The organism is Micromonospora sp. NPDC047644, from assembly GCF_040704315.1.
GTDB lineage: Bacteria > Actinomycetota > Actinomycetes > Mycobacteriales > Micromonosporaceae > Micromonospora.
Genome location: NZ_JBEYSY010000001.1, coordinates 585,109 through 605,565 on the forward strand (window position 1 = coordinate 585,109; position 20,457 = coordinate 605,565).

13 protein-coding genes and 1 pseudogene are annotated in these 20,457 nt (G+C 70.2%); 5 read left to right on the plus strand and 9 right to left on the minus strand.

The features are described from left to right. Nucleotides 1-4 precede the first annotated feature (4 nt). The 4 genes and pseudogenes from AB0877_RS02750 to AB0877_RS02765 all read left to right on the plus strand — a co-directional run. Nucleotides 5-448, plus strand: coding sequence for a TadE family protein (locus tag AB0877_RS02750; protein WP_366605979.1), 444 nt, complete (start codon nucleotides 5-7; stop codon nucleotides 446-448). Then, nucleotides 445-912, plus strand: coding sequence for a TadE/TadG family type IV pilus assembly protein (locus AB0877_RS02755; RefSeq protein ID WP_366605981.1), 468 nt, complete (start codon nucleotides 445-447; stop codon nucleotides 910-912). The genes AB0877_RS02750 and AB0877_RS02755 overlap by 4 nt, the downstream gene beginning before the upstream one ends. Next, the gene (locus AB0877_RS02760) at nucleotides 909-1,361 is read left to right on the plus strand and encodes a pilus assembly protein TadG-related protein (protein ID WP_366605983.1); all 453 of its coding nucleotides are present in this window, start codon (nucleotides 909-911) and stop codon (nucleotides 1,359-1,361) included. The genes AB0877_RS02755 and AB0877_RS02760 overlap by 4 nt, the downstream gene beginning before the upstream one ends. A 14-nt stretch (nucleotides 1,362-1,375) precedes the next feature. Next, nucleotides 1,376-2,410, plus strand: a pseudogene (locus AB0877_RS02765) (LysM domain-containing protein); the annotation flags it as partial. A gap of 1,267 nt (nucleotides 2,411-3,677) precedes the next feature. Here AB0877_RS02765 and AB0877_RS02770 read toward each other — a convergent pair. Then, the gene (locus AB0877_RS02770; RefSeq protein WP_366605985.1) at nucleotides 3,678-4,532 is read right to left on the minus strand and encodes a Rieske 2Fe-2S domain-containing protein; all 855 of its coding nucleotides are present in this window, start codon (nucleotides 4,530-4,532) and stop codon (nucleotides 3,678-3,680) included. Nucleotides 4,533-4,717: 185 nt separating this feature from the next. Here AB0877_RS02770 and AB0877_RS02775 point away from each other — a divergent pair, with 185 nt between their 5' ends. Next, on the plus strand, nucleotides 4,718-5,518 hold the full coding sequence (locus AB0877_RS02775) for a crotonase/enoyl-CoA hydratase family protein (protein WP_366605986.1): 801 nt from the start codon (nucleotides 4,718-4,720) through the stop codon (nucleotides 5,516-5,518). A 1-nt stretch (nucleotide 5,519) separates the two neighbouring features. Here AB0877_RS02775 and AB0877_RS02780 read toward each other — a convergent pair whose 3' ends face one another. The 8 genes from AB0877_RS02780 to AB0877_RS02815 all read right to left on the minus strand — a co-directional run bounded on the left by AB0877_RS02780 (nucleotide 5,520) and on the right by AB0877_RS02815 (nucleotide 20,411). Then, the gene (locus AB0877_RS02780; protein WP_366605988.1) at nucleotides 5,520-9,206 is read right to left on the minus strand and encodes a discoidin domain-containing protein; all 3,687 of its coding nucleotides are present in this window, start codon (nucleotides 9,204-9,206) and stop codon (nucleotides 5,520-5,522) included. Nucleotides 9,207-9,395: 189 nt separating this feature from the next. Then, a complete protein-coding gene (locus AB0877_RS02785; protein ID WP_366605990.1) occupies nucleotides 9,396-12,293 on the minus strand; it encodes a discoidin domain-containing protein in 2,898 nt (965 codons plus the stop codon). Between the two features lie 143 nt (nucleotides 12,294-12,436). Then, a complete protein-coding gene (locus tag AB0877_RS02790) occupies nucleotides 12,437-14,056 on the minus strand; it encodes a glycoside hydrolase family 13 protein (protein WP_366605992.1) in 1,620 nt (539 codons plus the stop codon). 138 nt (nucleotides 14,057-14,194) lie between these two features. After that, nucleotides 14,195-15,082 (minus strand): carbohydrate ABC transporter permease, encoded by an 888-nt coding sequence (locus AB0877_RS02795; protein ID WP_366605994.1) that lies wholly within the window; start codon nucleotides 15,080-15,082, stop codon nucleotides 14,195-14,197. Nucleotides 15,083-15,093: 11 nt separating this feature from the next. Next, a complete protein-coding gene (locus AB0877_RS02800) occupies nucleotides 15,094-16,050 on the minus strand; it encodes a sugar ABC transporter permease (RefSeq protein ID WP_366605996.1) in 957 nt (318 codons plus the stop codon). A gap of 87 nt (nucleotides 16,051-16,137) precedes the next feature. After that, complete coding sequence (locus AB0877_RS02805) at nucleotides 16,138-17,517, minus strand: extracellular solute-binding protein (RefSeq protein ID WP_366605998.1); 1,380 nt, start codon at nucleotides 17,515-17,517, stop codon at nucleotides 16,138-16,140. Nucleotides 17,518-17,850: 333 nt separating this feature from the next. After that, on the minus strand, nucleotides 17,851-18,855 hold the full coding sequence (locus tag AB0877_RS02810; protein WP_366606000.1) for a LacI family DNA-binding transcriptional regulator: 1,005 nt from the start codon (nucleotides 18,853-18,855) through the stop codon (nucleotides 17,851-17,853). Between the two features lie 80 nt (nucleotides 18,856-18,935). Next, entirely contained in the window at nucleotides 18,936-20,411 is a 1,476-nt protein-coding gene (locus tag AB0877_RS02815) for an FAD-dependent oxidoreductase (protein WP_366606002.1), read from the minus strand. Nucleotides 20,412-20,457: the final 46 nt, after the last annotated feature.

Here is a 20,457-nt window from a genome sequence, read left to right on the forward strand (position 1 = left end):
CGGGATGCGTCGAGCCGCGTACCCGAGGTGGAGCCGAGCGGTCACCGCCGCCCGGCGCCGCCTCGCGGGCGGCGACCGCGAGCGGGGCGCCAACCCGGTGGAACTCGCCGTGATGATGCCGTTGATCCTGGTGCTTCTCTTCGCCTCGATCCAGGTCGCGGCCGTCTTCCTTGCCCGCTCCACCGCGTTGAACGCCGCCCAGAGTGGCGTCAACGCGCAGCGGACGTACCAGGCGGGCAACGGTGCCGGGGTGGAGAGCGCCTCCCGCTTCCTGAAGGGCGCCGGCGGCTGGCTGGTGGGCTGGGAGAAGGCCGGGCCGACGTGCGTGACCACCACGACCGACGTGACCTGCACGGTCAGCGGCCGATCCCTGTCCGTGGTGCCGGGCGTGGACTTCGCGATACAGCAGACCGCCCACGGAACGGTGGAGAGGGTGACACCGCCATGACCCGTACCGCCGAGCGGGGCTCGGTCTCCATCGAGGTGGCGGTCCTCGCGCCCGCGTTCATCGCGCTGATGGTGCTGGCCGGTGTGGTCGGGCGCAGCGCCGTGGCAGCGGAGACGCTCCAGACCGCCGCGCACGACGCCGCCCGGGCCGCCTCGATCTCCCGGAATGCCGACACCGCCCGCGAGAATGCGCTGAAAGCCGCCCAGGATCAGCTGGACTGGCACGGCCTGGCCTGCGCCAACGACCTGGACCCGACGTTCACCGGCAGGTCGCCCGGCAACGCCTCCAGCTTTGACGAGGCCTTCAGCAGCTCGGTCGGTTCGAACGCCACTGTGACGGTGAGGATCAGCTGCCTGGTGTCCTTCAAGGACATCACGCTCGGCATCCTGCCCGGAATGAAGACTGATCGGCTGATCACCGCGGAGTTCACCTCCCCGCTCGACCGATACCGGAGTCGGCAATGACGGCGGCCACCGCCTCGGCTGCCGGGCCCCCGCGGGCCGGTGAGCACGGCCGGGTGAGCATCTTCCTCGCTGTGACGATGATCGGCGTACTGGCCATCATCGGCCTCTCCTTCGACGCCGCCGGGCAGCTCCGCACCCTGCAACACGCCCAGAACCTGGCCGCCGAGGCGGCCCGGGCCGGCGGTCAGGCCATCGACCGCGCCACCGCCATCGAGGGCGGGCCGAAGCGGATCGACGAGCCGGAGGCGCGCAAGGCGGTGGCCGACTACCTGACCGCCGTGAAGACCGCGGGCCACACCGTGAACTTCCCCGATGTCGACGGGGAGACCCTGATCCGGGTGACCGTCTCCATCACCTACCAACGCTCCATGATCGGGCCGTTCGTCCAGGAGAAGACGGTCACCGTCACCGGCGAGGCGACCGCGCGTGCCATCACCGCAACACCGTAGGAAGGAAGGCAGCCATGCCCGTATCGGGTGGTTCCGTCGTACGGCGGACCGGACGGATCCTCACCGGCATCGGCGCGCTGGTCGTGCTCCTGGTGCTGCTGGTCGGCGCGCCGATCGCGCTGCTGGCCTTCGCCGGTAACCCGCTGCCTGATCACCTACCCACGATCAGCGAGGTGGGCACCGCGCTGACCAGCCGGGACGACGGCCAGCTCTTCCTGCGGGCGATGGCCCTGGCCGGGTGGTTCGGCTGGGCCACGTTCGCCTTCTCCGTCCTCGTCGAGTTGGGCGCACAGACCCTGCGCCGGCCGGCGCCGAAGCTGCCCGGGATGGGCCGCCAGCAGAAGGCCGCCGCCGCGCTGGTCGGCTCGGTCGCGCTGATCCTGGTCGCCAGCCCGGCCGCCGCCAGCGCCGCGGCCATCTACAACACGCCGGTGTACGCCAGTCCGAGCGCGACGTCCGTCACCACCTTGGCCGCGCCCACCCGAGCCGCGACGACACCGGACACGGCAGCGCCGGTGGCTCGGGCCGGCCTGCTCGGCCTGGCCGGGACGGGGCTGGCCGCACCCGGTGCCTCGGCGGCGAACGACGAGGCCGCGCCGGTGTACCGGGTGGCGCGAGGCGACTACCTCGGGGAGGTGGCCGAACGGTACCTGGACGAGTTCGACGACTACCGACAGCTCGCCAAGCTGAACAGGATCGACGACCCGGACCGGATCCGCCCCGGCCAACTGCTCCGACTGCCCACGGAGGCCGCCGACCAGGGGTCCCGGCAGCACGCCACCGGTCGGCTCGTCGACAGGGCCGCGGCACCGAAGCCGCCCGCGCCCCGGCCGGCGCCCGAGCGGGCCGCACCGCCGCGGGTGGCCCCGGCACCAACCAGCGGTACGGAGTCAGCGGGCCAACCACCGGCGATGACAGTCGGTGCCGCCCGGGTCGGTCCCGCCGATCGGGTGAACCGCCCGCTGGCGGTCTCTGCCGTGCTGGCCGTGGCGAGCATCGTCGGCGCCCAGATCGGCGCAGTCCTGGGGCTGCGCCGCCGTCCAGCCACCGCCGGAGCGGCTCCCCGACTGGCCACGTCCTCCCGCACATCACGCCGCGGCGCGGGCCGAAGCGGTACGGGCGCGGGCCGAAACGGTGGCTCGGGCCGAAGCAGTGGCGCGGGCCAGGGCGGCAGTGGCGCAGGCCGAAGTGGCGCGGGCCAGGGCGGCAGTGGCTCGGGGCACGGCAGTGGCGCGGGCCGGCGCAGCGGTGGTGGGGCGGCCGGGAGCGGTGCAGCCTGGGCTGCCAGCCGGGCGGCCGCGGCCATTGAAGGCCCAGCGACACCGCACGGCGGCGCGGTACCGAGCGGGAACGACTTCGCACCGCGGGGCGGCGCAACGACGCATGTCGGCAGCGGGGTCGCACCCGCCGGTAGTGCGGTGACGCCCGCCAGTCGGGTCACGTCCGCCAGCGGCGTGACCCCCGCCAACGAGGTGACGCCCGCCAGTCAGGTGACCTTTGCCAGTGGGGTGACGTCCGCCAGTGGGGTGACGTCCGCCAGCGGGATAGCGCCCGCCAGCGGGGTGACGCCCGCCGGCAGCGGAATGGCCTACCCCGGCAGCACGGCGTTCCCGGGCAGCGGGATGGCACTCTCCGGCGGCACGGCACCCCACCGCAGCGGAATGACGGCCGCCGGCCCCGAGCGCTGGGATGATGACGAAGGCTGGGCCGGTGCTGGCGGCGAGGGCGGGCTGTTCGACGGCGGGCACGGCCTGGACTCGGTACCGGACGGTCCGCCGGTCGGCCGACACCGACGCACCTGAGCGGCCCGCACGCCACCCCTGCGACGCGGCTGGCCACCCCAGTCGGCGGTGTCCGCCGGACCCTGCGCGCAGGCGGCGTCGTGGGCAGCGACGCGGCTGCGCCACGCTGCGACGCGGCTGGCCACCCCACGCTGGACTGGTTCCACCACGTCGCGCCGGTCACGCCCGAGGCGGTCTGGTCACGCCGCCCTGGCGGGGCGGCCGGGGCGACATCTCGGAGAGCCTGATGACCCTGGGTCATCATGATGACTCACAGACATCAGCGTAAAAGAAGTAAGGCCCTGGGGCGCGGAGCATCTGCGTGAGGTGCGGCCAACCCGACGCCGGATGCGCCCGGACCAGGCCGCAGCGAGGGTGGGTCAGCGCCAGACCACAGCGCGGACAGGGCAGCGCCAGACCACAGCGCGGGCAGGCCAGCGCCAGACCACAGCGCGGGCAGGCCAGCGCCGGACCGTGGCGCGGACAGACCATGGGGCGGACAGACCATGGCGCGGGCGGGCCAGCGCGATCGAGGTCAGGGCAGACGGGTCTGGAGCACGCCGTTCTGGATCCGGGTGGGCAGGGTCTGCTGGTCGTTGCCGGACGGACCCTGTACGACCTCGCCGCCGTTGAGCCGGAAGGCGCTGCCGTGCCACGGGCAGACCACGCAGGCGTGACCGTCGATCTCCTGCACCTCACCTTCGCCGAGCGGCCCGCTCTGGTGCGGGCAGCGCTCCAGCATCACGGTCACCTCGTCACCGTGCCGGTAGAGGATCACCGAGATGTCGTCGTCCACCTCCCGGGTGATCAGCGTGCGTTGCGGCAGCGTCGCCATGTCGGCCAGCGAGTGCCAGCCATCGGTCATCCGGTGCAGCTCGGAGACGCTCTGGTTGACCTGGGCCCCCTGCTTGTACGCCAGGTGACCCCCGATGTACGCGCCGAGGCTCACCGTGGAGAGCCCGAGAAAGCCGAGGGCGCGACCCATTCCGTGGCGGCCGGACAGCCGGGCGGCCAGCGAGCCGGCGTAGAGCGTCATGCCGACGGTGTTGGCGGCGGCATGCACCAGGCCGACCCGGCGCTGGTCCCGGGCGAGTGCCGCCCAGTCGTTCAGACCGGCGACGGCCGCCGGAACCGCGCTGACGGTGCCCAGACCGACCAGCACCGTGGCGGGCCGGCGCTGCCCAGGCATGAGGTCCAGCACCGCGGCGCTGATCCACGCGCCGACCGGCACCTGGACCATCGCCGGGTGCAGCGGATGCCCGAGGGTCACCCCGTGCAGCAGGTCGCGCAGCCGGCGTGGACGCAGCGTGCCCAGGACGACCTTCTGCAACCGGTCACCCGCGCGGTCCAGCCGGGAGTCCTGCTCAACTTTCGTCAGAAGTGCTCGCACGAGTACCGACTTCCCGGCGATCGCCGTCGCAAACCGGCCAGCGGCGACAAACCTGCCGCATCACCCACGCCGCCGATCTTGCACTTTGTGCTCCCGGAATTCGGGGCACAAGCGGCGGATCGACAACCCAAAGTGCAAGATCGGCGGGGATTGTGGGGGTGGGGCCGGGCCGGCATGCTGGCGGGATGGGTGTGCGGGTGGAGCGGGTCGGGGCGGTCACCACAGTGGTGCTGGACCGGGCGGACGCTCGGAACGCCGTCGACGGTCCTACGGCTCGGGCGCTGGCGGACGCGTTCCGGGCCTTCGAGGCCGATCCGGACGCGTTGGTGGCCGTACTCTGGGGCGCCGGTGGGACGTTCTGCGCCGGCGCCGACCTCAAGGCGATCGGCACACCGAGCGGCAACCGGGTCGAACCCGAGGGGGACGGCCCGATGGGTCCGACCCGGATGACTCTCAGCAAACCGGTGGTCGCGGCGATCTCCGGGTACGCGGTGGCGGGCGGGCTGGAACTGGCGCTCTGGTGCGACCTGCGGGTCGCCGAGTCCGACGCGACACTCGGGGTCTTCTGCCGCCGCTGGGGAGTGCCGCTGATCGACGGTGGCACAGTCCGGCTGCCCCGGTTGATCGGCGAGAGCCGGGCCATGGACCTGATCCTCACCGGCCGGCCGGTGCCGGCCGACGAGGCGTACTCGATGGGGTTGGTCAATCGGTTGGTGCCACCCGGCCAGGCGCGGGCCGCGGCCGAGGAGCTGGCCGCGGCGATCGCCCGGCATCCGCAGACCTGCCTGCGCAACGACCGGGCGGCGCTGCTGGCCGGCGCGGGACGACCGGAGCCGGAAGCGCTGGCGACCGAGTTGGCGTACGGGATGGAATCGCTGGCCACCGACGCGCTGGCCGGCGCGGCCCGGTTCGCGGCGGGCGAGGGCCGACACGGCGCGACGCCGCCGGGAGGGTGGGTCCCCCCGACGGCGTCGGCTACCGGGTGACTCAGTTGCGGATGATGGTGAACGTCGAGGTGGGGTTCTGGATGTCCACCGCGTTGTTGCTCAACCGGAGGTTGTTGAAGGTGACCGACCCGACGGCCGGCCCCTGCCCCGCCTCCGGCATGGGGTTCGCCCAGATGGCGTAGCCGGACTTCGCGTCGTAGGCGTCCCCGCTCTTGCGGGCGCCGCTGATCGAGACGTTCGTGAAGACCGTGTCGGTGATCGGGTTCTGCGGCTGCCCACCGACGTAGTTGGTCTGGAACATGATGCCGCTGTAGGTCGGATCGATGATGTCGACATCGCTGACCCGGATGCCCTGGAACACCTTCGAGGCGGAGAAGACCCAGATCGCCGGGAAGGTCTGCCCGCCCCAGAAGTGCCCACCGGCCCGCACGATCGAGATGTTCTCGAACCGGGTCGGCGGGTTGGCACCGAAGCCGTTCATCGGGTAGCCGAAGTCCAGCGAGCTGATGGTGATGCCCGAGTAGACCAGGGTGTCCGCGATGTAGATGTTGCGGAACGTGTTGCCGTAGCCGCCGTACACGGCGACACCGGCGGCCCGCCAGGTCAGGGTCGAGGTCAGGTTCTCGTAGATGTTGTCCTTCATGTCGGCGCCGCCCGCGTCGATGGCCGAGAACAGCGCGAAGCTGTCGTCGCCGGTGGCCCGCGCGTCGTTGTTGCTGACCAGGTTGTTGGTGCTCCCGTTGGTCATGTTGATGCCGTCGGCGAACATGTTCCGGATCCGGGAGTTCTTGATCGTCATGTAGTCGGTGTTCGCGCCCCAGTAGAGGCACACCATGTGCTCGTTCCAGATGTTGTCGATCACGATGTTCGACACGTTGGCGAAGTCGAACACCTTGCCCGGACCGTCGATCCGGGAGGTGTAGTTGCCGAAGTAGGCGAAGTTCTTGAAGGAGGAGTTCGCCGCCGAGTTCTCGGCCCGGAAGCCGATGTCGGTGTTGTCCTGGCCCGATGGCGCGTTGAACCGGGTGTACCAGGGGCCGGCACCGGTCACCTGGACGGCCTTGCCGTACACCTGGAACTTCGACGAGGTGGAGTAGTTACCCGCCGGCAGGTACACCCCGACCAGGTTGCCGGTGGTGTCCATCCGCACCCGGTCCAGGGCGTTCTGCACGTCCTGGTGGGTGAAGCCGGTCGGCGTGGTGTAGCGCGCCGGATCCGGGTTGGCGATCGGCGCGACCTGCTCGGTGTTGATGAAGTCGATCGCGTACGTGGTGGTGTTGGCCGGGTCCTTCTGCAGACGGATCTTGCTGCCGGCCGGGACGGTGGAGTTGAGCATGACGTTGGCTTCGTCGTAGATGTGCCGCGGTCCGCCAGCGCTCGGGGAGTTGCCCGGGCTGGCCTCGCTGCCGTAGAGCCAGGCGTACCGGGACGTCAGGTCGATGGCCTTGTGGAAGGTGCCGTTGACGTAGACGTTCAGGGTCGAGTTGATCCCACCGCCGCCCGGCGCGTCCGGGATGGAGAAGCGGGTGACCAGCGTGTTGGTGCTGGCCCGGGTGGTGAACTCGACGTAGCTGCCGGTCGAGTTGAGGGTCACCGCCCGTCGGCCGGACGCCTCGCCGGCCAGGTCGCCGATCTCCCGGTTCGGCCCGACGACCGCCGCGCCGCCGCCGACGACGCCGTCCTCGGCCTCGTACATGTCGTACGGCATGTTGGCACCGCGACCGACGAAGAGCGGCCGGTCACTGGTGTTGTTGGCCTGCTTCACCGGCAGCTCGTTGCCGTCCACGGCGAGCACCACCCGGACGGTGTACTTGCCGTTCGCGGCGGTCCAGGTGCCCAGGCTGATCGGGCCGACCGTGGCACCGGCGTTGATCACGCCGGAGTACGAGCCGGTCAGGGTACGGACCACGGTGCCGGACTCGTTGAGCACGGTCAGGGTGATGCCGTGCGCACCGGAGGCGGAAGCCTGGTTGCCGGCGTTGCGGATGGACACCGAGAAGGTGACCGTGTTGCCGGCCGACGGGTTGCCCGGCGACCAGGCGACCGCCGAGGCGACCAGGTCGGAGCTGGCGACCGCGGCGACGACCAGCGGGCTGGGGTTGGTGTAGCTGTTGTTGGTGTCGTCCTGCTCGACGACGGTGTTCGACTCGTCCACCTTGGCGCTGAGCGGGTAGCTGCCCGAGTCCCGGGTGCCGATGCTGGCGCTGACGGTGGTCGAGGCACCGGCCGCGAGACCGCCGACCGAGGCCGTGCCCACCCGGGTGGAGCCCAGGTAGAAGTTGACGTTGGTCGCGCCGGAGGCCGCCGAACCCGCGTTACGTACCGTCGCGGAGAGCGTGATGGTGCTGGTCTCCACCGGTGCGGACGGGCTGAACGACATGCCGGTAACGGTCAGGTCCGGGTTCGGGGCCGGGGTGCCGAAGACCTGGAACTCGGCCACCTGGCCGGCCGGGGCACCGGTGTTCGAGGCGATCGAGAGCCGTACGTCGGCCGCCGCGCCGGAGACCGGGATGGTCACCGTGTTGCCGCTGCCCGGGTTGAAGCTGTAGTTCGCCGCGCCGACCAGGGTGGTGAAGCTCGACGAGCCCTGGTCCCGGCCGAGCACCGTGATGTTCTGGGTACGCGCGCCCCACGCCGAGTCCGGGTTGAGCTTCACGACGACCTGGCTGAGGGTGGCGTTCGCGCCGAGCTGCACGGTCAGCGTGCTCGGGTTGCCGTTGCCCTCCCAGTAGGTGGCCACGTTGTTGTCGTTGGCGTTGGTGGCCACGAACGTGTGCACGAACCCGGAGGCGCTGATCGGCTTGCCGATCGCCAGGTTGGAGCCGGTCGGCGGGTTGCCGGTGCCGGTCCGGGTCACCGTGTTGCTGTTCGACGACTGGTTGCCGGCCGCGTCCTTGGCCCGCACGTAGTACGACACCGTGGCACTGGTCGGCTGGCTGTCGGTGTACGTGAGGGTCGAGCCGTTGACGCTGCCGCGCAACGCGCCGTTGGCGTAGACGTCGTACCCGGTCACCCCGACGTTGTCGGTCGACGCCGACCAGGCGAGCCGGATCTGCCCGCTGGCCGGCTGGGTGTAGGCCAGGCTGCCGGGGGCACTCGGGGCCTGGGTGTCGTTGCTGCCGGTGGCGCCGTACACCTCGACCTCGGACAGCTGGGCGGCCGGCCAACCGGTGTTGCCGGTGACCTGTACGCGTACGTAGCGGGTGCTGGCGGCGGTGAAGCTGACGGTCGCGGTGTTGCCGCTGCTCGGGTTGAAGGTGTAGCCGGCGGACGCCTTCAGGGTGGTGAAGGACGATCCGTTCGTCGAACCCAGGACCGACAGCGTCTGCGTACGGGTCTGCCAGTCCGATGCGGGTGGCAGCTTGAGCACCACCCGGTCCACGCTGACAGTGGCGCCGAGGTCGGCCTGGATCCACTGCGGGAACGCGTTGTTGGCGCTCTCCCAGTAGGTCGAGGCGTTGCCGTCGTTGGCGTTGCCCGCCACGTAGTTCTGGTTGTAGCTGCTGGCGGTCATGGTGGCGGAGAGCCCGGCGAGCATGGCCACGCGGGCGGCCGCTGCGGACGGGTCGGCCGCCGGTGCCGCGCTCGCCATGGGGGTGACGACCGGGGCGGTGGCGAGGAGCACGCCGGCGAGTACGCCGGCGAGCAGCCGTCGGTGGCCCGTGCGGGAGACGGGATTGTGCGCGCCGGTTGGCGGCGTGCCTCGTCTGGTGCCGTTACTGGACATGGGGTCGCTACACCTCTTTCGGGGGTGGGTGTGGGTGCGTTGCCCGGTGACGGGTGCAGGGGTACGCCCGTCGTTGGGCGACAGGTGGGGGACGGTGCTGGATGGGGACGGGGTCGGACGGCCGGCGCGGCGTTGCGCCGGGACGCCCGGACCGGGTGCCCCCGCCCGGTCCGGGCGGGGGCACCCGACCTAGCTGGAGTAGACCTCGAACTCGCTGAGCTGGCCGGCTGGCCAGCCGCTGTTGCCGGTGACGGTCAGCCGCAGGTACCGCTGGGTGGTCGCCGTGAAGGTCACGGTGACCGTGTTGCCGCTGGCCGGGTTGAAGCTGTAGCCGGCGGACGCCTTGAGCGTGCTGAAGGTCGAGCCGTTCGTGGAGCCGAGCACCGCCAGCGTCTGCGTACGCGTCTGCCAGGCCGATGAGGGTGGAAGCTTCAGCACGACCCGGGACACCGACCGGTCGGCGCCCAGGTCCACCGTCAGCGACTGCGGGAACGCGTTGTTGGCGCTCTCCCAGTAGGTGTTCGCGTTGCCGTCCACCGCGTTGGGGGCGGCGTACACGTCGGAGTGGCTGGTCTCGGTGATCGACCGTCCGGCCGCCAGGTTGCCGCTGGGCGGCGGCGTGGTCGGCGGCGGGGTCGTCGGGGGCGGGGTGGTCGGGGGCGGCGTGGTCGGCGGCGGGGTGGTCTGGGTGCCGCCGTACACCTCGACCTCGGAGAGTTGCGCGGCCGGCCAGCCGCTGTTGCCGGTGACGGTGACGCGGATGTAGCGGCGGTCACCCGAGGGCAGCCCGATCGACACCGTGTTGCCCGAGCCGGGGGCGAAGACCCGACCGCCGGACGACGCCAGGGTGCTGTACAACGAGCCGTCGGTGGAGCCGAGCACCGACAGGGTCTGGGTGCGTTGCTCCCAACCGCTGGGCAGTTTGAGCGCCACCCGGTCGACCGACCGGGACGCGCCCAGGTCGATGGTCACCGACTGGGGGAAGGCGTTGTTGGCGCTCTCCCAGTACGTCGACGCGTTGCCGTCCACCACGTTGGCGGCCGTGTAGCTCTGGTTGGTGCTGGTGGCGGTCGTCGACCGGCCCAGCGCCAGGTTCCCGCTGGTCGGGGGCGGCGTGGTGGGCGGTGGGGTGGTCGGGGGCGTCGTGGTCGGGGGCGGGGTGGTGGTGGGCGGCGGCGAGGTGGGTCCGCCGCCCCACTGGGGGTTGGGCCACGGGCCGCAGTACGGGGTCGGGGTGTACCAGCCGGAGTTTCCGGAGCCCTGGGTGATCTGGAAGCCACCGCCCACGCAGTTGTGCATCGGGTTGCTCTGCGCGATGTTGGTGGCCCGCACGTTGGTGAAGGACACCTGGCTGGGTGCCTGCACCTGGAGCGCGTACGTGCCGGCGCCGTCGATCCGCACGTTGGAGAGGTTGATGCCGCTGGTCTGACCCTCGATCCAGTGCAGCGCCGCGTAGGAGCTGTCCAGGATGTCGGTGTCGGTGATGTTGATGGTGGCCTGCTGGAACGACTCGTTCAGGGCGGAGAACCAGATCGCCCCGACGCCGAAGTTCCAGTTGTAGTCCGAGTTGCCGTTGCGGATCAACGTGTTCCGGGCGATCGTCCAGGTGCCTCGGACCGCGGTGTCGCCCTGCACACCCGGATAGCGGTTCGCGACGTGGATGCCGCCGCCGTTGGTCAGCGAGTCGGCGGTCACGTTGTCGGTGATCTTGATGTCCCGACCGCCGTAGCTGACCAGGTGGTTCGCCAGCAGGGTCACCCCGATGGTGTTGCGGGTGAAGGAGTTGTTGACGTTCGGCACGCTCTGCGCCCACATCGCCAACGCGTCGTCACCGGTGTTGCGGACGAACGTGTTCGTCACCGTCGAGTTCGTCACCCCGGTGTGGAAGTTCACCCCGTCCGCGGTCTGGTCCAGGATCCGGCTGTTGCGGATGGTGAAGTTGTCCATCGGGCCGTCCATCCACGCCCCGACCTTGGTGTTCTCCAGCCAGAGGTTGTCGACCACCGAGTTGGTCATCGCCCCGCCCAGGGCGTTGACCTGGTCGTCGTCGACCCGCTCACGGATGTCGCCGATGATGGCGAAGTCCCGCAGCGTGACGTTGCGGCTCGGCCCGTTGGCCTCGTGCGACCGGACCGGGCCGGTGTAGCCGCCACCGGGGACGTACTTGCCGTAGACGCCCACGGACCGGTTCCGCTCGGTGGGGTGCCGGCCGCCGAGCACCGAGTACCAGGGGCCCGCGCCGCGCAGAGTCACCCCGTCGACCACCACGTGATCCCAGAGGGTGAAGGTGCCGGTCGGGATCCAGACCGCCCGGCCCTGCGCCTTGCCGGCGTCGACGGCCGCCTGGAACTTCGCCGTCGAGTCGGTCGCGCCGCTCGGATCGGCCCCGAAGTCGGTGACCACGTCGATGACACCGGAGGGCTTGGCGATCGGCGCGACCAGCTCGAAGTCGGCCAGGTCGATGGTGAACGTGGGCGACTGGGCGGTCGAGGAGACCTGGAGCCGGATCTTCGTGCCGGCCGGCTGGGTGCTGCCGAACAGCGCCCGGGTCTCGTCGTAGAAGTGGTGCGGGTTGGTGTCACCCGGGTTGTTGTTGAACGGGTAGCCGCCGTAGTACCAGCCGTACTTCGACGTCACCGGGACCGACTTCAGCAGGTTGCCGTTGGCCCGCAGGTCGATGGTGGCATCCCGGCCGGTGCCGGCCGAGTTGTCCGGCAGGCTGTAACGGAAGGTGACAGCGTTGGCCGGGGCGGTGAGGGTGAACTCGACGTACTCACCGACGGCGTCCAGGGTGACCGCCTCCCGACCGGACGCCTCGGACGGCAGCGTGCCGTAGCGCCGGTCCGGGCCGATCTTCGTGCCGTTGTGGGCGACCTTCTCCGCCTCGTGCTCGATGAACGGCACGGTGGCGCCCCGGTTGGGGATGTCGAAGGGGGACAACCCCGCCGCCGAGGCCGGGGTCGCGGTGCCGGTGACCGCGAGGACGGTCACCGAGGTGGCGGCGAGCACGGTGGCGGAGATGGCGGCCAACAGTGCCCTGGTCGGGTGTCGAAGGTGGTGCGGGGTGCCGGTGGTGTGGTTGGCCATGAGCTGCGCTCTCCCTTTCGTCAGGCAGGCCAGATCCCCCCGTGTCGGTGCGGTGTCGCGCGTCCCCCTCGGTGCTCCCTTCCTGGGTGGCGTGGTGCCGGCGGCCGGGACGGGCCGCCGGCACCACGGCGAGCAGAGTCAGGTCAGGCCGGGCCGTCCGCCCCGCGCGGCCCGTCGGTGGATTCGGCGGTACGCAGCCAGACCGCTGTGTCGGCCGGCAGCAACCCGTCGTCGAGCGGCCCGCTGGCCAGCAGCAACTCCCCCTGAGCTGGCATCGGCACCGGTACGGCGGACAGGTTGACCAGGCAGGTGAAGCCACCGCCACGGCTGAACGCCAACACTCCGTCCGGGGCGGGCAGCCAGGTCAGCTCACCGTCACCGAGCGCCGGGTCGGCCTTGCGGGCCTGGATCGCCGCCCGGTACAGCTCCAGCATCGAGGCCGAGTCGCCGGTCTGCGCGCTGGCTGTCCGGTCCTTCCAGTCGGCCGGCTGCGGCAGCCAGGGCGCCGCGGCACCGTCGGGGCTGAACTCGAACGGCGGCTCGTCCCCGCCCCACGGCAGCGGTACGCGGCAGCCGTCCCGACCGGGGTCGATCCGGCCGGACCGCTCCCACATCGGGTCCTGCCGCATGGCGTACGGGATGTCCTCGACCTCGTAGAGGCCCAACTCCTCGCCCTGGTAGACGTAGGCGGCACCGGGCAGCGACAGCGAGAGCAGCGCCGCGGCGCGGGCCCGACGGGTGCCCAGCTCCAGGTCGGTCGGGGTGCCCTCGCGCTTGGCGGCGAAGCTGAACCGGGTGTCCGCGCGGCCGTAGCGGGTGACGTGCCGGGTGACGTCGTGGTTGGAGAGCACCCAGGTGGCCGGCGCGTTGACCGGCGCGTGCGCGCTCAGTGTCCCGTCGATGCTCTCCCGCAGCGCCGCGGCGTCCCAGGCACAGCCGAGGAAGTCGAAGTTGAACGCGGCGTGCAGTTCGTCCGGGCGCAGGTAGTTGGCGAACCGCTGCCGGTCCGGCAGCCACACTTCACCGATCAGCGCCCGGTCGGCGTACTCGTCGGCGACCCGACGCCAGCCCCGGTAGATGTCGTGCACGCCGTCGAGGTCGTGGAACGGGTGCGGCTCGTCCTCGCGGACCTCGGGCAGCGTCCCGTCCTTGACCAGGAGCCCGGCCGAGTCGATCCGGATGCCGTCCACGCCCCGGTCGAACCAGAACCGCAGGATGTCCTCGAACTCCTCCCGCACCCGGGGGTGGTCCCAGTTGAAGTCCGGCTGCTGCGGGGCGAACAGGTGCAGGTACCAGTCGCCGGGGGTGCCGTCCGGGTTGGTGGTGCGGGTCCAGGTCGGCCCGCCGAACTCGCCGACCCAGTCGGTGGGTCGCTCGTCGCCGTTGGGGCCCCGGCCGGGCCGGAACCAGAACAGGTCCCGTTCGGGTGCCCCGGGCCCGGCGGCGAGCGCGGCCTGGAACCAGGGGTGCGCGTCGGAGCAGTGGTTGGGCACCACGTCGACGATGGTTCGGATGCCCAGCGCGTGCGCCTCCGCGATCAGCGCCTCCACCTCGGCCAGGGAGCCGAACACCGGGTCGATGTCGCGGTAGTCGGAGACGTCGTAGCCGGCGTCCGCCATCGGGGACGGGTACCAGGGGCTGAACCAGATCGCGTCGACGCCGAGCGCGGACAGGTGGTTCAGCCGGGACCGGATGCCGGCGATGTCTCCGATGCCGTCGCCGTTACCGTCGGCGAAGCTCCGGGGATACACCTGGTAGATCACGGCTCCACGCCACCACGGACTTCTGTCAGCTGTGGACACGAGCACCTGCTTTCTGCGTCAGTACGTCGGCGGGTTCGCCGGACCTGGTCATGTGTCGGGCGAACGGTCGTTGTTCGCCGCGGAAGGATGCGGTGGTGGTTATCCCTTGATGCTGCCCGTGGTCAGACCGGACATGATGTTCCGCTGGAAGATCAGGAAGATGATGACCGTCGGGATCGCCGCGATGACCGACGCGGCGATCACCACGTTCATCGGTGTGCCGCCGGCGAAGGTGTAGATGCCGACGCTCACCGTCCGGGTCTCGGGCGAGGGCATGACCAGCTTCGGCCAGAGGAAGTCCTTCCACACCGCCGTCACGGCGAAGATCGAGACGACGCCGAGGATGGGACGCGACAGCGGCAGGATGATCGACCAGAGCGTACGCAGCGACGACGCCCCGTCCATGAGGGCAGCAGCCATCAGCTCCTCGGGGATCGAGTCGAAGAACCGCTTCAGCAGGAAGATGTTGAACGCGTTGGCGACCATCGGCAGCCAGATGGCGAACGGCGAGTCGAGCAGGTTGATGTGCAGGATCGGCAGGTCGAGCACCGTCACGTACTGCGGAACGATGAGGACCATCGCCGGGATCATCAACGTCGCCAGCATCAGGCCGAGGATCGCGTTGCCGAAGATCGGTCGGAGCTTGGACAACGAGTACGCCGCGGCGCTGTCGAAGACCAGTTGGAACAGCACCGCGCCGATCGCGTAGTAGAAGGTGTTGAACAGCAGTTTGGCGAGGGCCAGGTTGTTCCAGGCGTCGATGTAGTTCTGCGGCTGCGGATCCTTCGGGAACAGCGAGGGTGGGGTCTGCGCGATCTCCTGGCCGGACTTGAGCGCACCGGTGACCATCCAGTAGAGCGGGCCGAGGAACACCAGCGTGAACCCCGCCACGACGATGACCAGCAGCGTCCAGTAGATGACCTTGCCGCGCCCCCGGCTGATCTGGGTCTGGGAGATGAGGGTCCGGGTTCCGGAATCCTGTGCCATTCCTCGCCGTCCTAGTCCTGTTTCGCAGTCAGCCGCACGTACACGGCGGAGAAGCCGGCCAGCACCACGAGCATGATCACGCCCAGCGCGGCGGCGCCGTTGAGGTCGTTCTGGAAGAACCCGTGCTGGTAGATGAGGTACGCCACCGAGGTCGCGGAGTCCTCCGCGCCCGCACCGTTGGCGAGGATCAGTGGCTCGATGAAGAGCTGCATCGTGGCGACGATCTGGAGCATCGCCAGGAGCGCGAGGATGAGCCGGGTCTGCGGGATCGTGACGTGCACGATCCGCCGCCAGATCCCGGCGCCGTCCAGCTCGGCGGCCTCGTAGAGCTCACCGGGGATGTTCTGCAACGACGCCAGGTAGATCAGCACCGCGCCGCCCATGTTCATCCAGGTCGACGCGACCACCATGGCCGGCATCGTCATCTCGGGCGACTGCATCCACTGCGAGGTGGGCAGGTGCAGCGCCTTGAGGATCGCGTTGAAGAGCCCCGCCTCGCTGGGGTCGTACGCGTAGAACTTGAAGAGGAACAGCGCGGAGGCCGGCGGCAGCATCACCGGCAGGTAGACCAGGATCCGCAGGTACCCCTTGCCGTGGCGGAGTTCGTTGAGCAGGATCGCCACGAAGAACGGCACCACGTAACCGAGAGCGAGTGCGAGCACCGTGAAGTAGAAGGTGTTCTGCCAGGCCGTCCAGAAGCTCGGGTCGGCGATGATGCGGGAGTAGTTGTCCCAGCCCACCCAGGTGGTCTCGCCGCGCCGGGTCCGCTGGAAGCTCATCACGATGCCGCGGATCATCGGGTACCAGGAGAAGACGACGAAGCAGAGCACCGCCCCGATCAGGAACGCGTGACCGGTCAGGTTGTCCCGTACCTTGCGGCCGAGGCTGGTGCGCTGCGGCCTCGCCGAGTACGGCGACGGCGGGCGGCCCGGTTTCCTGCGGGTCTCCGGGACGGTGGTGATCGCCAAGGCAACTCCTGGGTGAGTCGGTGACGTCGACGGCGCGGTGCGGGGAGTGTGGGGGCCGGGTCGGCGTACCGGCCCCCACACGATCGGTCAGCTCTCGGCGGCGAGGAGCTGGTTGACCTTCTCCTCGGCGGTCTTGAGCAGTGCGTCGATGTTCGAGTTCGGGTTGGTCAGCACACCCGACATCGCGGCGTCGAGCACCGCGTAGACGGCCTGGGCGTTGCGCGGCTCACCCTTGATCGGAACCGGGGTCGCCTCGAAGAGCGCGAAGTTCGCCGTGTCGACGTTCGCGTTCGCCTTACGCAGCTCCAACTCCTGCTTCTGCGCGTCACTGCCGTTGGCGAAGAGCAGCGGCTGCGGCAGACCCACCGGGTAGTTCTGCGGCTTGGCCCGGACGTAGTCGAACTGGCCCTTGCCCGGGGTGAGCTTCTGGTACGCGACCCACTTCAGACCGGCCTTGACCTGCTCGGGAGTGAGGTCCTTCTTGAAGAAGTAGCCCTCGCCACCGCCGAGCGTCCCCTTGGCCGCGCCGTCCTGGCCGGGCAGCGGTGCCATCGCCCAGTCCTGGAACTTGCCCTGGAACTGGCTGACGATCGCCTGGGTGGCGTCCGGCGCGCCGATGAACATGCCGACCTTGCCCGCGCCGGCGTTCGTCAGCAGGTCACCCCACTGGAGCAGCTGACGGGCGCCCATGCTGTTGTCGCCGTACCGCATGTCCTTGAGGTTCTGCAGGACCTGCTTGCCCATCGGGTTGTTGAAGTCGGCCTTCTTGCCGTCCTCGCTCAGCACCGTGCCGCCCTGCGAGTAGAGCAGGGAGGTGAAGTGCCAGCCGCCGGTGTTGCCGGCGCTGTACTCCGAGTAACCGGCGATGCCGTTGCCGAGCGCGGAGATCTTCTTGGCGGCGGCACGGACCTCGGCCCAGGTCTTCGGCGGGCTGTTCACGTCCAGCCCGGCCTGCTGGAACAGGGCCTTGTTGTAGACCAGACCCATCGAGTAGTTCTTCACCGGAACGGCGTAGAGCTTGCCGCCGTCGGTGAAGACCTCCTTGAGAGCGGGGTCGACGCTGTCCCAGGTCGGGACGTTGTCCTTGTTGGCGTACTGGCTGATGTCCATCGCCTGACCGGAGTCGAGCACCTGCTGGAGATCGGTCATGTAGCCGTAGAACACGTCGGTCACGGTGCCGCCGGCGAGGCGGGCGGTGAAGTCCGGCGGGTTGTTGCACTGCTCGCCGACGCTGACGCTCTTGATGGTGATGTCCGGGTTCTGCTTCTGGAACTCGGCGACGTCGTCGTTCCAGTTCTTCAGCAGCTCCTTCTGGGCGCCGACCGGCTGGCAGTCGACGGTGATGGTGACCTTGCCGCTGGCGTTCGAGCCCTTGTCGTCGCTCTTCGTGGAGCACGCCGTGAGGCTGAGCCCCAGGCCGGCCACGAGCGCGACCGCCGCAGCCTTTCGGTATTGCGGTACGGACATCTGTCCATCCCTTCGGGAACGGGTGACTCCAATGACCTTCGCTGATCTGCGGTGATACGACCTGACGCCCAGTAGCTGCGTCGGAGCCAGGTGTGAGTGGAGTCACTGTAGCGAGGCCGACTCATTTCGGCAAGGTATCGACACTGTTCCGAAAGGACACGACGTGGTTACGACAGATGTTGGCAAGCCGCTGAAAGAGGCCCGACTTGTTGGCTATTGATCGCCTATGACCGGTCATTCGGCCCGGTCGATGCCGATCGTGGCGGGCAACGACGAAAACGGCCGCCGACCGCGCGAGGCGGTCGACGGCCGAAGCGTCGTTCGGTGTGGTGCCTAGCGGCCGGGGGCGGGCGCGGTGGAACCCCGCACCACCAGCTCCGGCTCGAACAGCAGCTCGTCCTGGAGGACGCCGGCACCCTCGATCTGGGTGACCAGCAGATCCACGGCGGCCTGCCCCATCGTCTCGATCGGCTGCCGCACCGTGGTCAGCGGCGGGTCGGTGCACGTCATGAAGGCGGAGTCGTCGTAACCCACCACCGACACGTCGGCCGGAACCGACCGGCCCAGCCGGCGGGCCGCCCGGATCGTGCCCAGCGCGAGCACGTCGCTGGCGCAGATGATGCCGGTGACGCCCCGCTCGACCAACTTCGTCGCGGCGACCCGCGCGCCCTCCAACGAGAAGCTGGAGCGCTCGACGCACTGGGCGCCGCCCTCGTCCCAGCCGGCAGCCTGGGTCATCGCGTCGAGCTTGCGCTGGGACGGAACGTGCCCCTCCGGGCCCAGCACCATGCCGATGCGTTCGTGCCCGAGCGAGCGCAGGTGCCCGTACGCCTGCTCCACCGCCACCGCGTCGTCGGTGGAGACCCGGGGGAACCCCAACTCGTCCACGCCGGCGTTGACCAGCACGACCGGGAGCCCACGGTCGGTCAGCCGACGGTAGTGGTCATGTCGGGCGTCGGTGAGCGCGTACGAACCGCCAGCGAAGATCACCCCGGAGACCTGGTGGTCGAGAAGCATCTCCACGTAGTCCATCTCGGAGACCCCGCCGATGGTGCGGGCACAGAGCGCCGGGGTGTAGCCGCGCTGGGCGAGAGTGCCGGTGACCACCTCGGCCAGCGCCGGGAAGATCGGGTTCTGCAACTCGGGCAGCACCAGCCCGACCAGCCGGGCGCGCTCGCCGCGCAGCTTGGTCGGCCGCTCGTAACCCAGCACGTCCAGCGCCGTGAGCACTGCGGTGCGGGTCGCCTCGGAGACCCCGTCGCGGCCGTTGAGCACCCGGCTGACGGTGGCCTCGCTGACGCCCGCCTTCTTGGCAACTTCAGTCAACCGCTTGGTCACGGCCGCAATGGTACGTCACCCTGATGAAAGAAATGAACAGCAAAATGCGCTGCGCTTGCTGCCCTTCGGCGGGGCTGGGGTCAGGACAGGTCGCGTAAGGCGCTTTCGATGGCCCGGTGAAAGGTCGGGTACGCGTAGATCATGTGGCGGAGCTGACTCAGCGGCACCGCCGCGTGCACCGCCACCACCAGCGCGGACAGCACCTCGCCGCCGGCCGGGCCGGCCGAGGTCGCGCCGATCAGCACGCCCTGGTCGGCGTCCGCCACGACCTTGATGAAACCGTCGTCGCCGACCCGGTGGATCCAGCCCCGCGTCGAACCGCTCAGCTTGGTGAAACCCACCTGCACGTTGATGCCGCGTTCGCGGGCCTGCTGCTCGGTGAGCCCGACCGCGCCGATCTCGGGATCGGTGAAGGTCACCCGGGGCAGCGCGCGGTAGTCCGCTCGCGGGATGGTGCCGGCCGACCCGCTCGACCCGCTGGCGGCCAGCGAGCTGGATGCGCCCATCGCTCCGCCGACCACGCTGGAGGTGCCGCTGGCGTCCGCGCCCGCTTTCGCCTGCCGGGCGCGGGCCAGGATGTCGGCGATGACGATGCCCGCCTGGTACATGGCGATGTGCGTGAAGGCACCCTCGCCGGTGATGTCACCGACCGCCCAGACGTGGTCGGTGACGTGCAGACGGTCGTCCACCGGCAGGTAACGCTGGCTGGCGTCCAGGCCGATCGTGTCCAGGCCCAGCTCGGCGAGGTGGGCCTTGCGGCCGGTCACCACCAGCAGCCGCTCGGCGGTGAACTCCGCGCCGCCGCCACCGCGCAGAGTGAATCCGGTCCCGTCGTGCTCGACCCGTTCGGCGCGTACCCCCGTGTGGATCTCCACGCCGTCGGCGCGCAACGCCGCGGCGGCTACCTCGGACGCTTCGGGTTCCTCGATGGCCAGCACCCGGTCGAGCGCCTCGACCACTGTGACCCTCACCCCGAAGCGGGCGAAGACCTGCGCCAACTCCAGGCCGATCGCGCCGCCACCCAGCACGAGCAGCGACTCCGGCAGCTCCTCGACCTCGATCGCCTGGTGGTTGGTCCAGTACGGCGTGTCGGCCAAGCCGTCGATCGGCGGCACCGACGGGCGGGTGCCGGTGCCCAGCACCACCCCGTGTCGAGCCTCGAACACCTGGTCACCGACGCGGACCCGGCGTGGACCGTCGAGCCGACCGCTGCCCCGCACGAGTCGCCCACCCTTGCCGACGAACCGCTCCGCCGCGACAGTGTCGTCCCAGGTGTCGGTGGCTTCCTCGCGGATCCGCTTCGCCACCGGCGCCCAGTCCGGCTGGACCTGGGCCGTCCCGGCGAGCCCGTCGACCCGGCGAGCCTCGGCGAGCGCGTTGGCGGCTCTGATCATCATCTTGCTCGGGATGCAGCCCCAGTAGGGGCACTCCCCGCCGACGAGATCCCGTTCGACGCCGACCACGCTCAAGCCGGCCTCGGCAAGTCGCTCGGCCACCTCCTCGCCGCCGACCCCGAGCCCGACCACGACCACATCCACCAGCTCCGGTTCCGCCACACCGAACAGCATCCCCCAGCGGCACCAGCCCAACCACCGGGGTCGG

Coding starts and splice junctions, on each gene's coding strand:
- AB0877_RS02750 (WP_366605979.1), top strand. CDS start 5: ATGCGTCGAGCCGCGTACCCGAGGTGGAGCCGAGCGGTCACCGCCGCC.
- AB0877_RS02755 (WP_366605981.1), top strand. CDS start 445: ATGACCCGTACCGCCGAGCGGGGCTCGGTCTCCATCGAGGTGGCGGTC.
- AB0877_RS02760 (WP_366605983.1), top strand. CDS start 909: ATGACGGCGGCCACCGCCTCGGCTGCCGGGCCCCCGCGGGCCGGTGAG.
- AB0877_RS02775 (WP_366605986.1), top strand. CDS start 4,718: ATGGGTGTGCGGGTGGAGCGGGTCGGGGCGGTCACCACAGTGGTGCTG.
- AB0877_RS02780 (WP_366605988.1), bottom strand. CDS start 9,206: ATGTCCAGTAACGGCACCAGACGAGGCACGCCGCCAACCGGCGCGCAC.
- AB0877_RS02785 (WP_366605990.1), bottom strand. CDS start 12,293: ATGGCCAACCACACCACCGGCACCCCGCACCACCTTCGACACCCGACC.
- AB0877_RS02795 (WP_366605994.1), bottom strand. CDS start 15,082: ATGGCACAGGATTCCGGAACCCGGACCCTCATCTCCCAGACCCAGATC.
- AB0877_RS02805 (WP_366605998.1), bottom strand. CDS start 17,517: ATGTCCGTACCGCAATACCGAAAGGCTGCGGCGGTCGCGCTCGTGGCC.